The following is a 14,299-nucleotide window of genomic DNA, read 5'->3' as shown; positions in this document are numbered from 1 at the left end:
GGAATATTTTTTTTCTTAATGAATCTTCAAAAGCACGTGTTTGTGAATTTGTTCGGTATAAAATAGCAAACTGATCAAAGTTCATTTGCTCAGAATTGTGAAGTTGCCAAATATTTGACGCTACAAAAGCCGCTTCATCTGCATCGGAAAGACTTCTGTAAACTTTTATTTTTTCGCCGACTTCATTTTCACTAAAAACATTTTTCTTAAACTGCTGAATATTTTTAGAAATCACCACATTTGCCGCATTAACGATGTTTTGGGTGGAGCGGTAATTTTGCTCTAGCGAAACCGTAACCGCATCCGGATAATCTTTTTTAAAATTTAAAATATTTAAGATATTTGCCCCGCGAAAGGAATAAATTGATTGTGCATCATCTCCTACCACGCAAATATTTTCAAATTTGGAAGCCAATGCTTTTACAATTAAATATTGAGAATGATTGGTATCTTGGTACTCATCAACTAAAATATAGCGAAAACGGTCCTGATATTTGGCTAAAACTTCAGGAAATCTCGTCAATAACTCATTGGTTCTCAATAATAAATCATCAAAATCCATCGCGCCATTTTTAAAACACGCTTCTACATATTTTTGATAAATTAAACCAATATGTTTTTGATTCGCGCGCTCGTCAGCTTCCAATAAATCTGGATTATTAAAGTAGGCTTTTACGGTTATTAAATTATTTTTATACTGAGAAATTCTGGATAAGACTTTTTTAGCTTTGTAAAGATCACCATCGATATTTAATTCTTTAATGACTTTTTTTAAAACATTAATAGAATCCTGCGAATCGTAAATGGTAAAATTTGACGGAAAACCAATATAATGCGCTTCATTTCGTAAAATTCTTGCAAAAACTGAGTGAAACGTTCCCATCCAAAGACTTTTTGCTTCACTTTGCCCCACCACTTTTGCCACACGGTCTTTCATTTCTTTCGCCGCTTTATTAGTAAAAGTAAGTGCAAGAATATGAAAAGGATCAATCAGGTTTGTGATGAGATGAGCAATTCGCATCGTGAGAACGCGCGTTTTACCAGAACCTGCACCCGCAAGCACCATTAAAGGTCCCTCTATCGTGGTTACAGCTTCTAATTGTGGTTCATTTAAACCTTGAAGATAATCCATTAAACTTTAAAATTTTAGAATAACAAAAATACGGAAATTAGATTTGGTTTATGAGGTTTGGTATTCGCTTCTCAGAGATATTAAAATAATTTTGTTATGCGATTTATATTTAAAAGAATAAAAAATATTCATCTAATGTCTGCATTTTTAATTAGTAGGAAATATTATCTTTATCAAAAATTAAGTATTAGATTTTAGAAATTAAAAATTAATTAACAATAAATCTATGAAGACAGAAGTAGAAACTGAAAATAAAGACCAGGAAAATTTTCAGAAAGAATTGGAGGAAAAATCGAACGAAATTGATGGCGTACAAGAATACCGAGATATTCTAAGCCGGGTTATTCATGAAGGAGAAGAAATATTTAAAATTAAAAATAAAGCATTAACGCTTAGTGCAATTATTGCAGGGCTAGAAATAGGCTTCAGCTATTTACTAATGTGCACACTCTTCAGTTTGCTTAAAGGAAAATTATCTGAAAACTCTATTTTTAAATTATTTTCTTTTGTTTACCCATTGGGATTTATTTTTGTAATTCTGGGTAAATCAGCACTCTTTACCGAGCAAACTTCTGTATTGACCTTACCCGTTTTAAATGGTCAGCGCAAGATATTAGAGTTATTAAGAATATGGGGTCTGGTAATTATAGGTAATATCTTTGGCGGAATTTTATTCGTACTTTTTATTGGCACACTTGCCCCGCGCTTACACTTATTCACGCATGAGGCTATGGTTAAAATCGGTTTACACGTTATAAATCATGACGCATTAACTCTATTTCTAAGCGCAATAGTTGCCGGTTGGCTAATGGGATTGTTAAACTGGTTGCTAAACAGCACTATAAATTCACTTACCCGTATTTTATTGATCGTGATAATTACAGGTGTTATCGGATTTGGCGGTTTTCACCACAGTATTGTGGGGAATATTGAAGTGTTTGGTGCTCTAATTTACTCGGATTCTATTTCAATTACAGATTACCTATCATTTCTGGTTTTGGCTTTACTTGGGAACAGTATTGGAGGTGGCATCGTTGTCGGACTTTTTAAATACCGCATTTTTCAATCAAATTATGGGGAATAGAAAGATGTGATTTATATATATTCGTCTGTTTTCTAATTACCCCTTTCAATTCAGATAATATACTAAATAATACCCGTCATTTATAATAAAAAAGTTAAAAAAAACAAGATATAAAGTCAGTTATTAAATAACTTTTCAAGATATATTTTTTACTATTCTAAAGTTTTCATCTTAAAAAATGATATTTTAATAAAATAATTTTTAGAAAAAAATTTTTAAAGATAAGGCATAAAAATTGTTATGAATTTTAAATAAGCTTATTCTTTAACAATTTATTATGGAAAATATTTTATCAGTTGATGACCAAAACTTCTTGGAAAATATCCATAAAAATTTCGGAATTCAAAATGCAGTGTGTGACGAAAGCGGCATAAATTTCTCTACAGACTTAGTTTCTGGCAACTATACTTTAAATGAAAGTAATTCCGATTATTTAAATCAAATTTTCAAAAAATTGAAATATAGAATAAATTCCGATTTTAAAGTGGAATTTTCCGCAACAGGATTTGATATTTCAATAACAAAAACCACTTGAATTAATTCAGCATTATCTCCATTGTTCCGTAAGGCTTTACAACGAATTCATATTCTAAAAAATTAAAATATATTTATTCCGTTAAGCTCTTGATTTTTTTTAGATAAATGTTACCACTAAATACGTGATTGCCGCAACCATTGCACTAATTGGAATAGTTAGTATCCAGGCCCAAAGTAAACTGACAGTTATTCCCCATCTTACTGCAGAAACTCTCTTCGTAAGTCCTACACCAATAATTGAACCTGTAATTGTGTGCGTCGTAGAAACCGGAATTCCTAATCTGTCGGTTATAAATAAGGTGATAGCGCCCGAAGTTTCCGCTGCTACGCCTTCCAATGAGGTTACTTTGGTAATTCTTGTTCCCATTGTTTTTACAATTTTCCAACCCCCACTCATTGTTCCTAAACCCATTGCTACGAAAGAAACTAACGGAACCCAGTAATAATGTTTTGCAAAGAAATTAAAACGGTCAGCGGGAAGAATATTTAGATATACAGGATCAGAAATCATACTAACATGGTAGTAAATAAAAGCGGCGCCAATAATTCCCATTACTTTTTGCGCATCATTTAAACCATGACCTAAACTTAAAGCAGCACTTGAAAAAAGCTGTAATTTTTTGAATATTTTTTCTGCCTTGTGTGGATTTGTTCTTTTAAAGGCATTTACAATAATAAGTGTAATGATTACCGAAATTATCATTCCAATTATTGGCGCTAAAAATATGAAGAGAAAAATTGGAATAACAACTTTATATTTTACTACGTCTTGCGTAAACAATTGTTTAAAAGCTGCGATGAAATTCTGCCAGATATTTAAATCCGGTTGGCTAAGCGCAATTTGATGATAATCCAGCATTAATGCGTGCATTAAAGCTGCACCTAAAAATCCCCCAATTAATGTATGTGAAGACGAAGAGGGAATACCGAACCACCAGGTCAGCAAATTCCAACCGATAGCCGCAATCAAACCTGAAAAAATAACCTCAAGATTTATAAAATTTTCATTAACAGTTTTTGCAATCGTATTACCAATTTTAAATTCACCAATAATATAATAAGCGATAAAAAATGCTGCGAAATTCCATAATGCTGCCCAAAGAACAGCTTGGAAAGGAGTAAGAACTTTAGTAGAGACGATGGTCGCGATAGAATTTGCTGCATCGTGAAAACCATTAATAAAGTCAAAAATTATGGCTAAAACAATGATAACAATAAGAAGTATAGGAAAATCCATTCAAAAAAATTTGAGTTAAGGAAGTTTTTTAAGCGTATTTGATCAAGATGTTGTCGATAGTGTTTGCAACATCCTCAGCTTTGTCGGTTACAATTTCAAGATAATCTAAAACAGATTTAACCTTTATAATATTAATAGGATCGTTTGTTTCAAAAAGCTTCACGATCGCCTGACTTAGAACGTCATCTGCGATATTTTCTATGCTGTTTATTTTAATACAAGCTTCTTTTACTTCCTTTGGATTTTTAAATCCATCTAAATTTGATATCGCTTTTTTAACTTCTAAACAGGCTTTATAAATTAATAATGAAAACTCTGAATAAGCAGCTGTTTCTGGGCTTTTATAAAGATAAATATATTTTGCAGAAGCGTAAATATAATCTGCAATATCATCTAAACCACTTGCCAAAGTATTAATATCTTCTCTGTCAAACGGTGTAATAAAATTTTCACCTAACTGTACAAAAATCTCGTGCGTTAAATCATCTAATTTGTGTTCATAATCGCTCATTTTTTTCAACAAAGTGTCATCATTTAGGTCAAAATCCATCATACCTTCATGAAACTCTTTTGACATTTCTACTAAATGATCAGCAACAGTGTTAAACAAAACAAAAAAAACTTTGTCTTTTGGTTGAAAAGCACGAAACATATTTCCTATTCCCATTTCTATAATTTTAATGCCGCAAATATCATTCTTTTAAATTTAGATGAGCTAAAGTAAAATTAATTTTTGTTAACAATAGAAATTATTTTTCCACAAAATAAAAAACCATTTTCATGAAATAATTAAAAAAGTTCCATCCCAACAAAAAAAATTCCAATAAAATAATTATTGAAATTTTTTTAAAATATTTTTTAAAATTTTAAGATTGGCCTGCAACTTCCGCACGCATATCTTTTCCTTTAAATTTTTGAGTTTCCATACCTTTTAAAATTTCGTCTTTAAAAGATTTTTCTACTTCAAAAAACGAGAATTTTTCTAAAATTTCTATCTCCCCGATGTCGGCTTTTTTTCTGGATTTTTCTGTGGCTTTATTGATAATATCCAAAACATCCATCTTTTTCAAGTGGTCTCTTTTTCCTAGATTGAAGAAAAAACGAACCATATCTTCATTATTCTTTTTCGGACGATTTTCTCTTCGTTCACCTCTATCACTTCTCTCACCGCCTCTATCGCTTGAAAAACGATCGTTTCTTGGACGATCGAAATCTCTGCCTCGGTCGCTTCCTCTATCTCTGCCTCGATCATTTCCTCTGTCTCTGCCTCGATCATCTCTTCCTCTGTCACGATCACGACCTCGGTCATCTCTTCCATTATCTCTGCTCAATTTCTGATCAGCCATATCATTTTTATCTTTGTAAAAAAGGGCTAAATCTTTTAATTGTAATTGCAACATTTGGTGGGCTAATTCTTCCTTTGTGAATTTAGATAAATCAGGAATTAAACTATCATCAAAATTAAAAACATCGACGTGTTCAGTTAATAATTTTTCAAACACACCACCCACTTGCGCTTTAATAATTTCTTCCCCAGTTGGTACTGTTTTCTCAACAATATCAATTTTTGTGACCGATTTTATTTGTTTTAATTTTCTGCTTTCTTCTGGTTTAATTAAAGACATCGAAATTCCGTCTTTTCCTGCACGACCAGTTCTACCACTTCTGTGAACAAAAACTTCAGGATCATCTGGTAAAGAAAAGTGAATAACGTGCGTTAGGGAATCTACATCTAGACCACGCGCAGCAACATCTGTTGCTACTAAAATATCGATATTTTTCAAACGAAATTTCTTCATCACGGTATCTCTTTGTGCTTGCGAAAGATCGCCGTGAAGTGCATCTGCAGCGTAACCGTTTTGCATTAAAAAATCTGCAATTTCCTGCGTTTCCATCCGGGTTCTGCAGAAAATAATAGAATATTGATTTGGATTAAAATCAATCAATCTTTTTAAAGCCTCTTTTTTATGACGGTAACCTACCACATAAAATTCATGCTTGATGTTTTTCTTAACCTCATTTATATGACCGACAGTAATTTTGTGCGGGTTATTTAAATAATTTTTAGAAATCCGTTCTACCTCTTTATTCATGGTAGCGGAAAAAAGAAAAGTTTGTTTCGTTTCTTGAGTTGTACCTAAAATGGTAGCCAGATCTTCCTTAAAACCCATTGAAAGCATTTCATCTGCTTCATCCAAAACCAAGTATTGAATTTCGGAAAAATCAAGAGCTTTTCTGTTAATAAGATCAATTACTCGTCCTGGCGTTCCCACAATTACCTGTGGTTTATCTCTAAGTGAGCGAATTTGATCAGAAATACTACTTCCACCATAAACTGCAACAGTTTTGATGTTTTGTTTGTATTTTGAGTAATTTTTTATGTCTTTAGTAATCTGAAGACATAATTCTCTAGTCGGACAAAGAACCAAAAACTGGATTTTGCGACTTGCATCATCAATCATATCCAAAATCGGCAATGAGAATGCTGCAGTCTTTCCTGTCCCGGTTTGCGCAAGTGCAATCAGATCTCTATCGTCTGAAAGTATAAAAGGAATAGACTGTTGTTGGATTTCCGTAGGGGTTTCAAAACCCATTTCTCCAATAGCCTGCAATAATTCAGGGCTTAAATTGGATTCTGTAAATAAATTCATTAAGTATATATAATATTTTGCAAAGATACAATTTTATTAATGATAAATTTAAGGGGGTTTTATTAAAGTTTCGCTAATGATTAAAAGTTAAAAATTCAAATTTATTTAAATTTTTTATGTTCAAAATTGTTAAATTTGAGTTTTAAATTCAATTAATGTTAAATACAATTTCTTCCTCAACTTTAAACTTCCTAAAAGACGTCGCTGAAAACAACAACCGGGAATGGTTTAATGAAAACAAACATCTTTACCTAGAAGCACAAGAAAATATACTTCAGTTTTTAGAAAAATTAATTGCGGATATTTCAGAATTTGATGAAGAAATTTTAAAAATTTCTGCTAAAAAGGCATTATTTAGAATTTACCGCGACGTGCGATTTTCATTAAATAAATCCCCCTACAAAAATCATTTCGGCGCTGCTTTAGGTTTTGGAAAAGGTGGCAGAACTTCGGGATATTATTTGCATATCGAACCTGGAAATTCTTTTATTGCGGGTGGCGTTTATATGCCAGAAAAAGAAATTTTAAAGAAAATCAGAACAAATATTAGCAAAAACCCAGACGCGTTTTTAAAAATTATTAACAATAAAAACTTCAAAAAAGACTTTACAGAATTATCTCAGGAAGATAAATTAAAACGGATTCCACAAGGTTTTGATAAAGAAAATCCAATGGAAGATTATTTAAAGCTGAAAAGTTTTGTGGTAAGATATTCTTTAAAAGATGAAGATTTAATGGAAAATTCAGGTACAGAAAAAATAGCCCAAATCTGTGAACAAATAAAACCATTGAATGATTTTATTGAAAATACTATAAATAAATAATGAAATCTTTAATCTTAAAGTTGACTTAATTGATCAATCGTTTTTTGAATTTCAGGATCTTGCGGCACAATCGCGTAATATTTTGCAATTTTACCTTTTTGGTTTATTACCATATATCTAGGAATCCAGTTTAAATCGATATAATTATTAAAATTGTTTTTCCACCCTTCTGCAAACCAATAATTTTCACTTCCAGATATACCATGTTTCACAATCCCATTTTTCCAAGCGTCTTCCTTTCTATCTAAAGACAAATATATAAAGACAATATTTGGATTTTTATCTTTCAATTTTTCTGCTTCCGGCATTGCTTTAACGCAATCGCCGCACCAACTTGCCCACAAATCTACAAGCAAAACTTTGCCCTTATGTTTCGCCAAAATTTTAGACATTGTGGTTTTTTTGCCATTTTGCATGGTGATTGTTTGCGCCAAAGCTTCTTTTGAAAAACTCGTTTTTAAAATTTTTGGAACTTCCTGTCCAAAAGAAATTGCTGAAATTAAAAGCAATAATATAAATAGGTGTTTTTTCATTTTTAAATTTTCTCAAGCAAAAGTACAGAAAAATCGGTGTCCAAATTTATTTTTCCATCTATTACAACGATTTTCTTTTTTGAATAGGCATCATGTAATTTAGTACCATTTACGAAAACCGCACTTACATCCACTTGCTTATTTCCTGGTTTTAAATCTAAGCCAATAATTACTTTATCTTCATTTAAAATTCTGGAAAAATAATAAGGTGATTTTGAAATCATTTTATGAATTCCCGCACCAATTGCCGGATGATTTGCTCTAAACTTGCCCAAAGTTTGATAATATTTCAACAATTTTTGAGTGTCAGGATTCGTTTTTTCATCTTGCCAATTCATGTCAGAACGTAAATTGGCATCGCCTTCTGCCCCTTTTATTTCTAAAGGTCTTGCACTTTCATCGCCATAGTAAATTTGCGAAACGCCAGGCGAAAGCAATAATTTTGTGGCGGCTTCGTAAGTTCTTGTTCGCTTTTTATCAAATGGCGAACTGTCATCATGCGAGGTCAAATAGTTCAAAACACTTTTTCCTATTAAATCTGAATGTAAAAGTTGGTCATAATTTGAAAATAGGTCTTCGTAACTTTTATTAGCATCGCCTTTAAAATCAAAATTAATTAATGAATGAAAGCCGTTTTCAAAAAAATTAACTTTTTTATCACCATAATTATAAAGTTGTTTTTGCGAAATTCCATAGCCATAAACTTCACCAACTGTGTAAAATGGTTCATTATCTAAAATTTTAGACGGATTATTTTTCTTATACTCATCAAAAGCATCCTGACAAACTTTTTGGAAATCTTTCCAAACATCAGTATTTGTATGTTTCGCCGTATCAACTCTGTAACCGTCAATTCCATCTTCTCTCACGTAATCTGAAAGCCATTTCATAATGTAATATTTCGGCGCTCTTGGATAACCGCTTTTTGCGAAAAACACATCTAAAGATTTCATTTCAGAATCGTAACGACCTTCTTTTTTCCATTTATCAGTGAGCGTTTTCGGCAATTCTACAGGCGAATTATCTTCCGTTTTTATGTCTGGTAAATTGGTAACCAATGTACAAGCCGTCGTCGTAATATAAGAATCATAAGTGCATTTTGGCGAGTTTGACCGAAGTTCGTTGGCATAAGCAGGTCTTCCGCCGTAACTGGACCGGTGTGATTTATTACGGCATCCAACACAATTCTAATTCCTTTTTTGTGTGCTTTTTCTACCAATTCTTTTAACTCTTTTTTAGTTCCAAAATTAGGATCTAAAGTAGACCAATCTTTAGCCCAATAGCCATGAAATGAATAGGTTTTTCCGGTTCCTTCATCAGTATAACCGTGAATTTGTTCCACAATTGGCGTCATCCAAATGGCATTAATTCCTAAATCTGAAAAATAATTATCATCAATTTTCTGAATAATTCCTCGTAGATCGCCGCCTTCAAAACCCCTTAAAACAGCTGCTTTTTCAGTACGTTTAAAATTAATATCGTTAGATTTATCACCATTTTTGAAACGGTCTGTCATTAAAAAATATAAGTTTGCGCCGTACCAATTGAAATTATTTTGGGGTTTATAGGAAGGAGTTACGGGAACTAGAAAATGAAAAAAACAATTAATATCAATTTCTTCATATCGGATTTTAGAAATTGAAAGTTAATTATTAATCTTCAAATCTCTAAGTATTAGTTTTAAAAATAAATTTTAACATTACTTTAACATTCTATATCTTTGTGCAACAATTCACTCTCTATGTCTTTATACGCTAGACTTGCCGAACAATTACAATTTATCTCGCCCACTTTTTATAAAAGTCGGTATTTTAAAAAAATTGATGGTTTAGATTCTGGCAATTTAAATTCGAGAAATGTAGAGCCGGAAATGCTTTGGCTAAAAAATTATCTAAAAAAGGACGCCGTTTTTTTTGATATTGGATGTAATGTTGGTAGTTATTTAAGGTTAGTAGAAAACATACTAAAACCAGAAAATACTTACGCTTTTGAACCTAACCAAAGACTTTTTAAGAGATTAAAACGTTTATTTCCAAACGTAAATTTGTTGTCAATGGCACTTTCTGATGAAAATACGGAGTCAGAATTTAAAGTTCCCGTCATAAATGGACAGGAAAAAACCTCACGCGGGACTTTGCGAACAGATTTTTCTGAAAATAACGAGGAACGATTTATAATTGAAAAAGTTAAAGTTCAAACTTTAGATTCCTGGATTCTCGATAAAAATATTTCAAAAATTGATTTAATAAAAATTGATGTTGAAGGCAACGAAATGAAAACTTTGCGTGGCGCAAAAGAAAGTATTTCCCGCTTTAAACCTATTTTATTAGTCGAAATGGAACAAAGACACCACAAAGAAAATTTAAAAAATTTCGTGGAAGAAATTAAATATTGGGGATTTTCTGCCAAATACTTGAACAGAAAAACTTTTGAACTCGAACCAGTTTCAGATGAAATTTTTTCAGATCAAAAAAATTCAGAAATAGAAGATAAATTTTCCTACATCAACAATTTTATTTTTATTCCAAATCCGGCAAAAATATGAGTGTAATTGCCAGACAGGGATTTAAATATTCCATTATCGGCTATTTGGGTTTCCTTTTGGGAACAGTTTCGGCGATTTTTATCTTTCCCTATGACATGGAATTTTATGGCAAACTCCGCTATATTATGCCAATGGCAGAAATTATTTTGCCAATTGTCGTTTTTGGATTATCATATTCCAATATAAAATTTTTCTTTTCCACCAAAAATGATGGGAAACATCAAAATCTACTTTCACTTAGTTTAGTCACCGTTTGCATCAATTTTGTAATATTTGTCGCGGGTTTTTTTGTCGCAGCGTATTTTTTTCCAGAATTAAAAATCACCCAACTTTGGAAGATGAAATTATTGATTTTACCTCTGGTTTTAGTTCTTGGTTTAAGCACAGTTTTTAATAAATACATTTCAAATTTTAAACGAATTGTTGTCCCCAATATTTTAGATAATTTCCTGCCAAAAATCGCTAATTTGGGTGCTTTTTTTCTCTTTTTCTTTCTTGCTTTTCCAGAGAAAATAGCGCTTTATTTCTTTTTTGGAATGTTTGTTTTGGGATTAATGGCTTATTATTTTTACACAAATAAACTGGAGAAATTTAAGCCTGATTTCTCAACGGCTTATTTTAAAAAAGACAAATTATACAAACAAATTTTCAATTATAGTTTTTATGGTTTTTTAGGAAATATTGGAACTTACATTGCCTTAAGAATTGATAATGTGATGATTGGCGACTATCTAGGTTTCCAAGAAAATGGGGTTTACAGTACTTTACTGGCTATTATTTCTTTGATAAGTATTCCGTCAATGGGCTTATACGCAATTTCTGCACCTTTAATTAATAAACATTTGGAACTGAAAGAATACGAAGAATTAGACGTATTTCACAAGAAAACATCACTTACATTATTCTTTTTAGGCTTGGTTTTATTTTCTTGTATTTGCGTGGGATTTCCCTTTCTCACAAGTCTTATGAAAAACGGCGAATTGCTAAAACAAGCGGAACCTGTAATTTGGATTTTAGGGATTTCAATGTTGTTTGATTTGGCAACAGGTTTTAACGGCTACATTCTTTCACTATCGAAATTTTACCGCTATTCAACTTTTGTAATGGTAATTTTGGCATTCGTGACCATTACGCTCAATCTGTATTTCATTAAAAATACCAGTTTAGGATTGATGGGAATTGCATTGGCAACAGCCGTTTCACTCACTTTATTTAACTTAATTAAAATTATTTTTAATTATGTTAAATTTAAAGTTCAACCATTTACGATTGAAATGATGTACGCTGCAATCATTGGAACTTTAGGAATTACAGTTACTGTGATGTTGCCAGATTTTAAAAACAACTTTCTTAATTTACTTTATAAACCAGGTTTTGTTATACTAATTTTTATATTTGGAAATCACTTTTTAAAAATATTTCCTATTGAGAAATATTTGAACAAAACTTTTCTAAAAAGCATCTTTAAATTTTAAAATAAGACTTTCAAAACTTTTTCTAAATCTTTCTGAACTTTTTCTTTATTAAAATTTTTCTGAAAATCAAACATATTGTCTTCTTTTAAATTTAAAACTTGCTCTTGAAAATCAGTTTCTTCAACAATAATAAAAGGTTTTAAAGTTTGGTAATGCTTCGGAAAAATAGCGATTTTTCCATATTTAATTGCATCACCAATATTGCCTGACATTTTTGTTATTCCATAAATTTCTGTTTGACTAAAAAAATGTGTTTTTTCCTGAATCGGACACCAAAGAAAATCTACAGAAATCATATTTTCATCAAATTCTTCCTTTGACACTTTCTCTGTGAAATATTTTAAACTGATATTTTTAGATAATTTTTCTTCTAAATTTTTAAGCCAACCAAGCTCTTTTCCGTTCGCTTTTCCTAAAAAAATAAACTGAAAATTAGAAGGAGATTTTAATTCAGATATTTCTTTAAAAATTTGTAAGTAATCCCGTCTTTCCTGAGAAACACTTCCCGGAATAACAATAGTGTGCTCAAAATTTGAAATCTTTTCCTGATTAAATTTTGTGTAAAATAAAGGTAAAAATTTAAATCTCTTTTGAATTAAGCCTTCATCTAAAACCAATAATTGCGCAGCTTTTTCATAAACTTTTGATACGTTTATTAAACCTTCTTTTAAAAGTAATTTTAATCGATACTGAAAATCCTGTTTAAAAATATTTTGAAATAAATTCCACCTTGAAATAGTGCAAAAATTAAGATTGTGGCAGATTATTGCAGTTTTGTATTTTTCAACTATTTTTAAATAAATATTAAAATTCCTATGAACCGTTCCAATAATGATTAAATCATATTTTTTCATGGAAAGTTGGTTCAATATTTTGTCTGCGGAACTTCTAAAAATAGATTGATTTTCATCTACATCTAATTGTGATAAAATATTATGAGATAGGAAAAAATCACCTTTAAACGCTTTAGAATCTCGCATTAATTCCATAAAATTTCCTGCAATTTCAGCGTGCGTGTCTAATTCTATGTATGCAATTTTTTTCAATTCTTAATATTTTTCAACATTTCCTTCCAACGCAGATTTCTTATAAACTGAATTTCCATTTCACTTAAAACTCTTTCATTTTTTTGGCTTAAAAAAGAATTTACCGTTACAAAAAACTCTGAAACTGATTTATTTTTAAATGAAGATTTAGCCGAAGAAATAAGCATTAATGGGAAATCTAAACCAATATTATAAAAATACTCGCCCAGTTTTTTTGCCTTTTGATTTTTATATTTAAAAGCCGTTGGTCGCAAATGTTTTACCCAAAGATTTTTAATAGTAACAACTTCCCAAGTATTCATTTTTGCGAGCAAAACATCAATATTATCCCAACCTAAAACGGCGCGAAGTCCGTTCATTTCTTCAAAACATTCTTTTCTGTAAGATTTTATCGGTCCACGAACATGGTCTTTTGAAGACAAATTCTCGAATACCCAATCGCTATTTTTTTCAATATAAACCAAACCGGAAACCATTCCTGCTTTTGGATTTTTATCATAAACTTCATTTATTTTTTCCAAATAATTTTTAGGAAAAATAATGTCTGCATCGAATTTACAAATGATATCAAAATCTTTTAAATCAATTTCATTTAAACCTTTATAAAAAGTTTGTACCACTTTTGCGCCCGGTTCGTGAGCCGATATTTTTAAATTATAGATTTTAAATTTTAAATTTTTCTGAATAAATTTTTCTACAATTTCTTGGGTTTTATCCGTTGAACCATCATTTACAATAACACATTCAAAATCCTGAAAACTTTGTTTTTGCAAAGAATCCAGACAAGAAAAAATAAATTCTTCTTCGTTGTGCGCGGGAATGATAATGAGGAATTTCAAAATTGAGGTATGAAGGTTGAATTATTATTGATGAAGTTTAAAATTATTACTTTTTTAAATTTTGTTTTTTGGAAAGAATAATACTTTTAATAATTCTTTTGGTTCTTTTATTAAATCTTGAAATTCTTGTTCAGTGATATAATTAGTTGCAAAAAGCAGTTCAATCCAATAAATTGTTTCATCACATTCTTTTTGTGCGATTGCATTTTTATGTATAAAGTCATTGTCAGATTGCGCATTTAACGCTTCTCTTAAATTTGCACCAATCGAAGTTCCAGATCTTAATAATTGTTTAGAAAGAATAAATTCCCGCTTCTCTTGAGAAAATTTTTTATAAAAATTTACAATTTTAACAGCGAATTCGAAACTTTTTTCCCTTACGATATCACCCATATT

General features: G+C 30.8%; 15 protein-coding genes. 5 read left to right on the top strand and 10 right to left on the bottom strand.

Going from position 1 to position 14,299, the window contains the following annotated elements:
* The coding region (locus ACVBED_RS07430) for an ATP-dependent helicase (RefSeq protein WP_473094787.1) at window positions 1–1,132 on the bottom strand (1,132 nt) is incomplete at its 3' end.
* 226 nt (window positions 1,133–1,358) lie between these two features.
* Here ACVBED_RS07430 and ACVBED_RS07425 point away from each other — a divergent pair.
* Both ACVBED_RS07425 and ACVBED_RS07420 read left to right on the top strand, forming a co-directional pair.
* Complete coding sequence (locus ACVBED_RS07425) at window positions 1,359–2,216, top strand: formate/nitrite transporter family protein (RefSeq protein ID WP_473094786.1); 858 nt, start codon at window positions 1,359–1,361, stop codon at window positions 2,214–2,216.
* Window positions 2,217–2,493: 277 nt separating this feature from the next.
* Window positions 2,494–2,751 (top strand): hypothetical protein, encoded by a 258-nt coding sequence (locus tag ACVBED_RS07420; RefSeq protein ID WP_473094785.1) that lies wholly within the window; start codon window positions 2,494–2,496, stop codon window positions 2,749–2,751.
* Window positions 2,752–2,850: 99 nt separating this feature from the next.
* On the opposite strand, the gene ACVBED_RS07415 is transcribed toward ACVBED_RS07420, so the two are convergent.
* The 3 genes from ACVBED_RS07415 to ACVBED_RS07405 form a co-directional block, all read right to left on the bottom strand.
* Window positions 2,851–3,990, bottom strand: coding sequence for an anion permease (locus ACVBED_RS07415; RefSeq protein WP_473094784.1), 1,140 nt, complete (start codon window positions 3,988–3,990; stop codon window positions 2,851–2,853).
* 28 nt (window positions 3,991–4,018) lie between these two features.
* Window positions 4,019–4,657: a DUF47 domain-containing protein gene (locus ACVBED_RS07410; protein WP_473094783.1), complete on the bottom strand. Its 639-nt coding sequence runs from the start codon at window positions 4,655–4,657 to the stop codon at window positions 4,019–4,021.
* Between the two features lie 199 nt (window positions 4,658–4,856).
* Entirely contained in the window at window positions 4,857–6,641 is a 1,785-nt protein-coding gene (locus tag ACVBED_RS07405; RefSeq protein ID WP_473094782.1) for a DEAD/DEAH box helicase, read from the bottom strand.
* Between the two features lie 155 nt (window positions 6,642–6,796).
* On the opposite strand from ACVBED_RS07405, the gene ACVBED_RS07400 reads away from it, so the two are divergent.
* Window positions 6,797–7,465, top strand: a complete 669-nt coding sequence (locus ACVBED_RS07400) for a DUF2461 domain-containing protein (protein WP_473094781.1) — start codon at window positions 6,797–6,799, stop codon at window positions 7,463–7,465.
* Between the two features lie 14 nt (window positions 7,466–7,479).
* Here ACVBED_RS07400 and ACVBED_RS07395 read toward each other — a convergent pair whose 3' ends face one another.
* The 3 genes from ACVBED_RS07395 to ACVBED_RS07385 are packed head-to-tail and all read right to left on the bottom strand — an operon-like array spanning window position 7,480 to window position 9,514.
* A complete protein-coding gene (locus ACVBED_RS07395; protein WP_473094780.1) occupies window positions 7,480–7,998 on the bottom strand; it encodes a TlpA family protein disulfide reductase in 519 nt (172 codons plus the stop codon).
* Between the two features lie 2 nt (window positions 7,999–8,000).
* The gene (locus tag ACVBED_RS07390) at window positions 8,001–9,056 is read right to left on the bottom strand and encodes an alpha-amylase family glycosyl hydrolase (protein WP_473094779.1); all 1,056 of its coding nucleotides are present in this window, start codon (window positions 9,054–9,056) and stop codon (window positions 8,001–8,003) included.
* A complete protein-coding gene (locus ACVBED_RS07385) occupies window positions 9,032–9,514 on the bottom strand; it encodes an alpha-amylase family glycosyl hydrolase (protein WP_473094778.1) in 483 nt (160 codons plus the stop codon). Before ACVBED_RS07385 ends, ACVBED_RS07390 begins: the two co-directional genes overlap by 25 nt.
* A 225-nt stretch (window positions 9,515–9,739) precedes the next feature.
* Here ACVBED_RS07385 and ACVBED_RS07380 point away from each other — a divergent pair, with 225 nt between their 5' ends.
* On the top strand, window positions 9,740–10,543 hold the full coding sequence (locus ACVBED_RS07380) for an FkbM family methyltransferase (protein WP_473094777.1): 804 nt from the start codon (window positions 9,740–9,742) through the stop codon (window positions 10,541–10,543).
* Complete coding sequence (locus tag ACVBED_RS07375; protein WP_473094776.1) at window positions 10,540–12,018, top strand: lipopolysaccharide biosynthesis protein; 1,479 nt, start codon at window positions 10,540–10,542, stop codon at window positions 12,016–12,018. Before ACVBED_RS07380 ends, ACVBED_RS07375 begins: the two co-directional genes overlap by 4 nt.
* Here the strand turns inward: ACVBED_RS07375 and ACVBED_RS07370 are convergent.
* From ACVBED_RS07370 to ACVBED_RS07360, 3 genes are read right to left on the bottom strand one after another with little or no spacing between them, the layout of a single operon-like run.
* Window positions 12,015–13,064 (bottom strand): hypothetical protein, encoded by a 1,050-nt coding sequence (locus ACVBED_RS07370; protein ID WP_473094775.1) that lies wholly within the window; start codon window positions 13,062–13,064, stop codon window positions 12,015–12,017. The genes ACVBED_RS07375 and ACVBED_RS07370 overlap by 4 nt on opposite strands.
* The gene (locus ACVBED_RS07365) at window positions 13,061–13,903 is read right to left on the bottom strand and encodes a glycosyltransferase family 2 protein (protein ID WP_473094774.1); all 843 of its coding nucleotides are present in this window, start codon (window positions 13,901–13,903) and stop codon (window positions 13,061–13,063) included. Before ACVBED_RS07365 ends, ACVBED_RS07370 begins: the two co-directional genes overlap by 4 nt.
* Window positions 13,904–13,957: 54 nt before the next feature.
* Window positions 13,958–14,296, bottom strand: coding sequence for a four helix bundle protein (locus ACVBED_RS07360; protein ID WP_447121229.1), 339 nt, complete (start codon window positions 14,294–14,296; stop codon window positions 13,958–13,960).
* Between the last annotated feature and the right edge of the window lie 3 nt (window positions 14,297–14,299).

This window comes from Halpernia sp. GG3, assembly GCF_052976925.2.
Note: the sequence above shows the minus strand (reverse complement) of the source record. Positions and strands in the feature narration are given on the sequence as shown.

What these genes read in the sequence shown, in the direction of transcription:
- ACVBED_RS07425 (WP_473094786.1), top strand. Translation starts at nt 1,359, where the DNA reads ATGAAGACAGAAGTAGAAACTGAAAATAAAGACCAGGAAAATTTTCAG.
- ACVBED_RS07420 (WP_473094785.1), top strand. Translation starts at nt 2,494, where the DNA reads ATGGAAAATATTTTATCAGTTGATGACCAAAACTTCTTGGAAAATATC.
- ACVBED_RS07415 (WP_473094784.1), bottom strand. Translation starts at nt 3,990, where the DNA reads ATGGATTTTCCTATACTTCTTATTGTTATCATTGTTTTAGCCATAATT.
- ACVBED_RS07410 (WP_473094783.1), bottom strand. Translation starts at nt 4,657, where the DNA reads ATGGGAATAGGAAATATGTTTCGTGCTTTTCAACCAAAAGACAAAGTT.
- ACVBED_RS07405 (WP_473094782.1), bottom strand. Translation starts at nt 6,641, where the DNA reads ATGAATTTATTTACAGAATCCAATTTAAGCCCTGAATTATTGCAGGCT.
- ACVBED_RS07400 (WP_473094781.1), top strand. Translation starts at nt 6,797, where the DNA reads ATGTTAAATACAATTTCTTCCTCAACTTTAAACTTCCTAAAAGACGTC.
- ACVBED_RS07395 (WP_473094780.1), bottom strand. Translation starts at nt 7,998, where the DNA reads ATGAAAAAACACCTATTTATATTATTGCTTTTAATTTCAGCAATTTCT.
- ACVBED_RS07385 (WP_473094778.1), bottom strand. Translation starts at nt 9,514, where the DNA reads ATGACAGACCGTTTCAAAAATGGTGATAAATCTAACGATATTAATTTT.
- ACVBED_RS07380 (WP_473094777.1), top strand. Translation starts at nt 9,740, where the DNA reads ATGTCTTTATACGCTAGACTTGCCGAACAATTACAATTTATCTCGCCC.
- ACVBED_RS07375 (WP_473094776.1), top strand. Translation starts at nt 10,540, where the DNA reads ATGAGTGTAATTGCCAGACAGGGATTTAAATATTCCATTATCGGCTAT.
- ACVBED_RS07360 (WP_447121229.1), bottom strand. Translation starts at nt 14,296, where the DNA reads ATGGGTGATATCGTAAGGGAAAAAAGTTTCGAATTCGCTGTTAAAATT.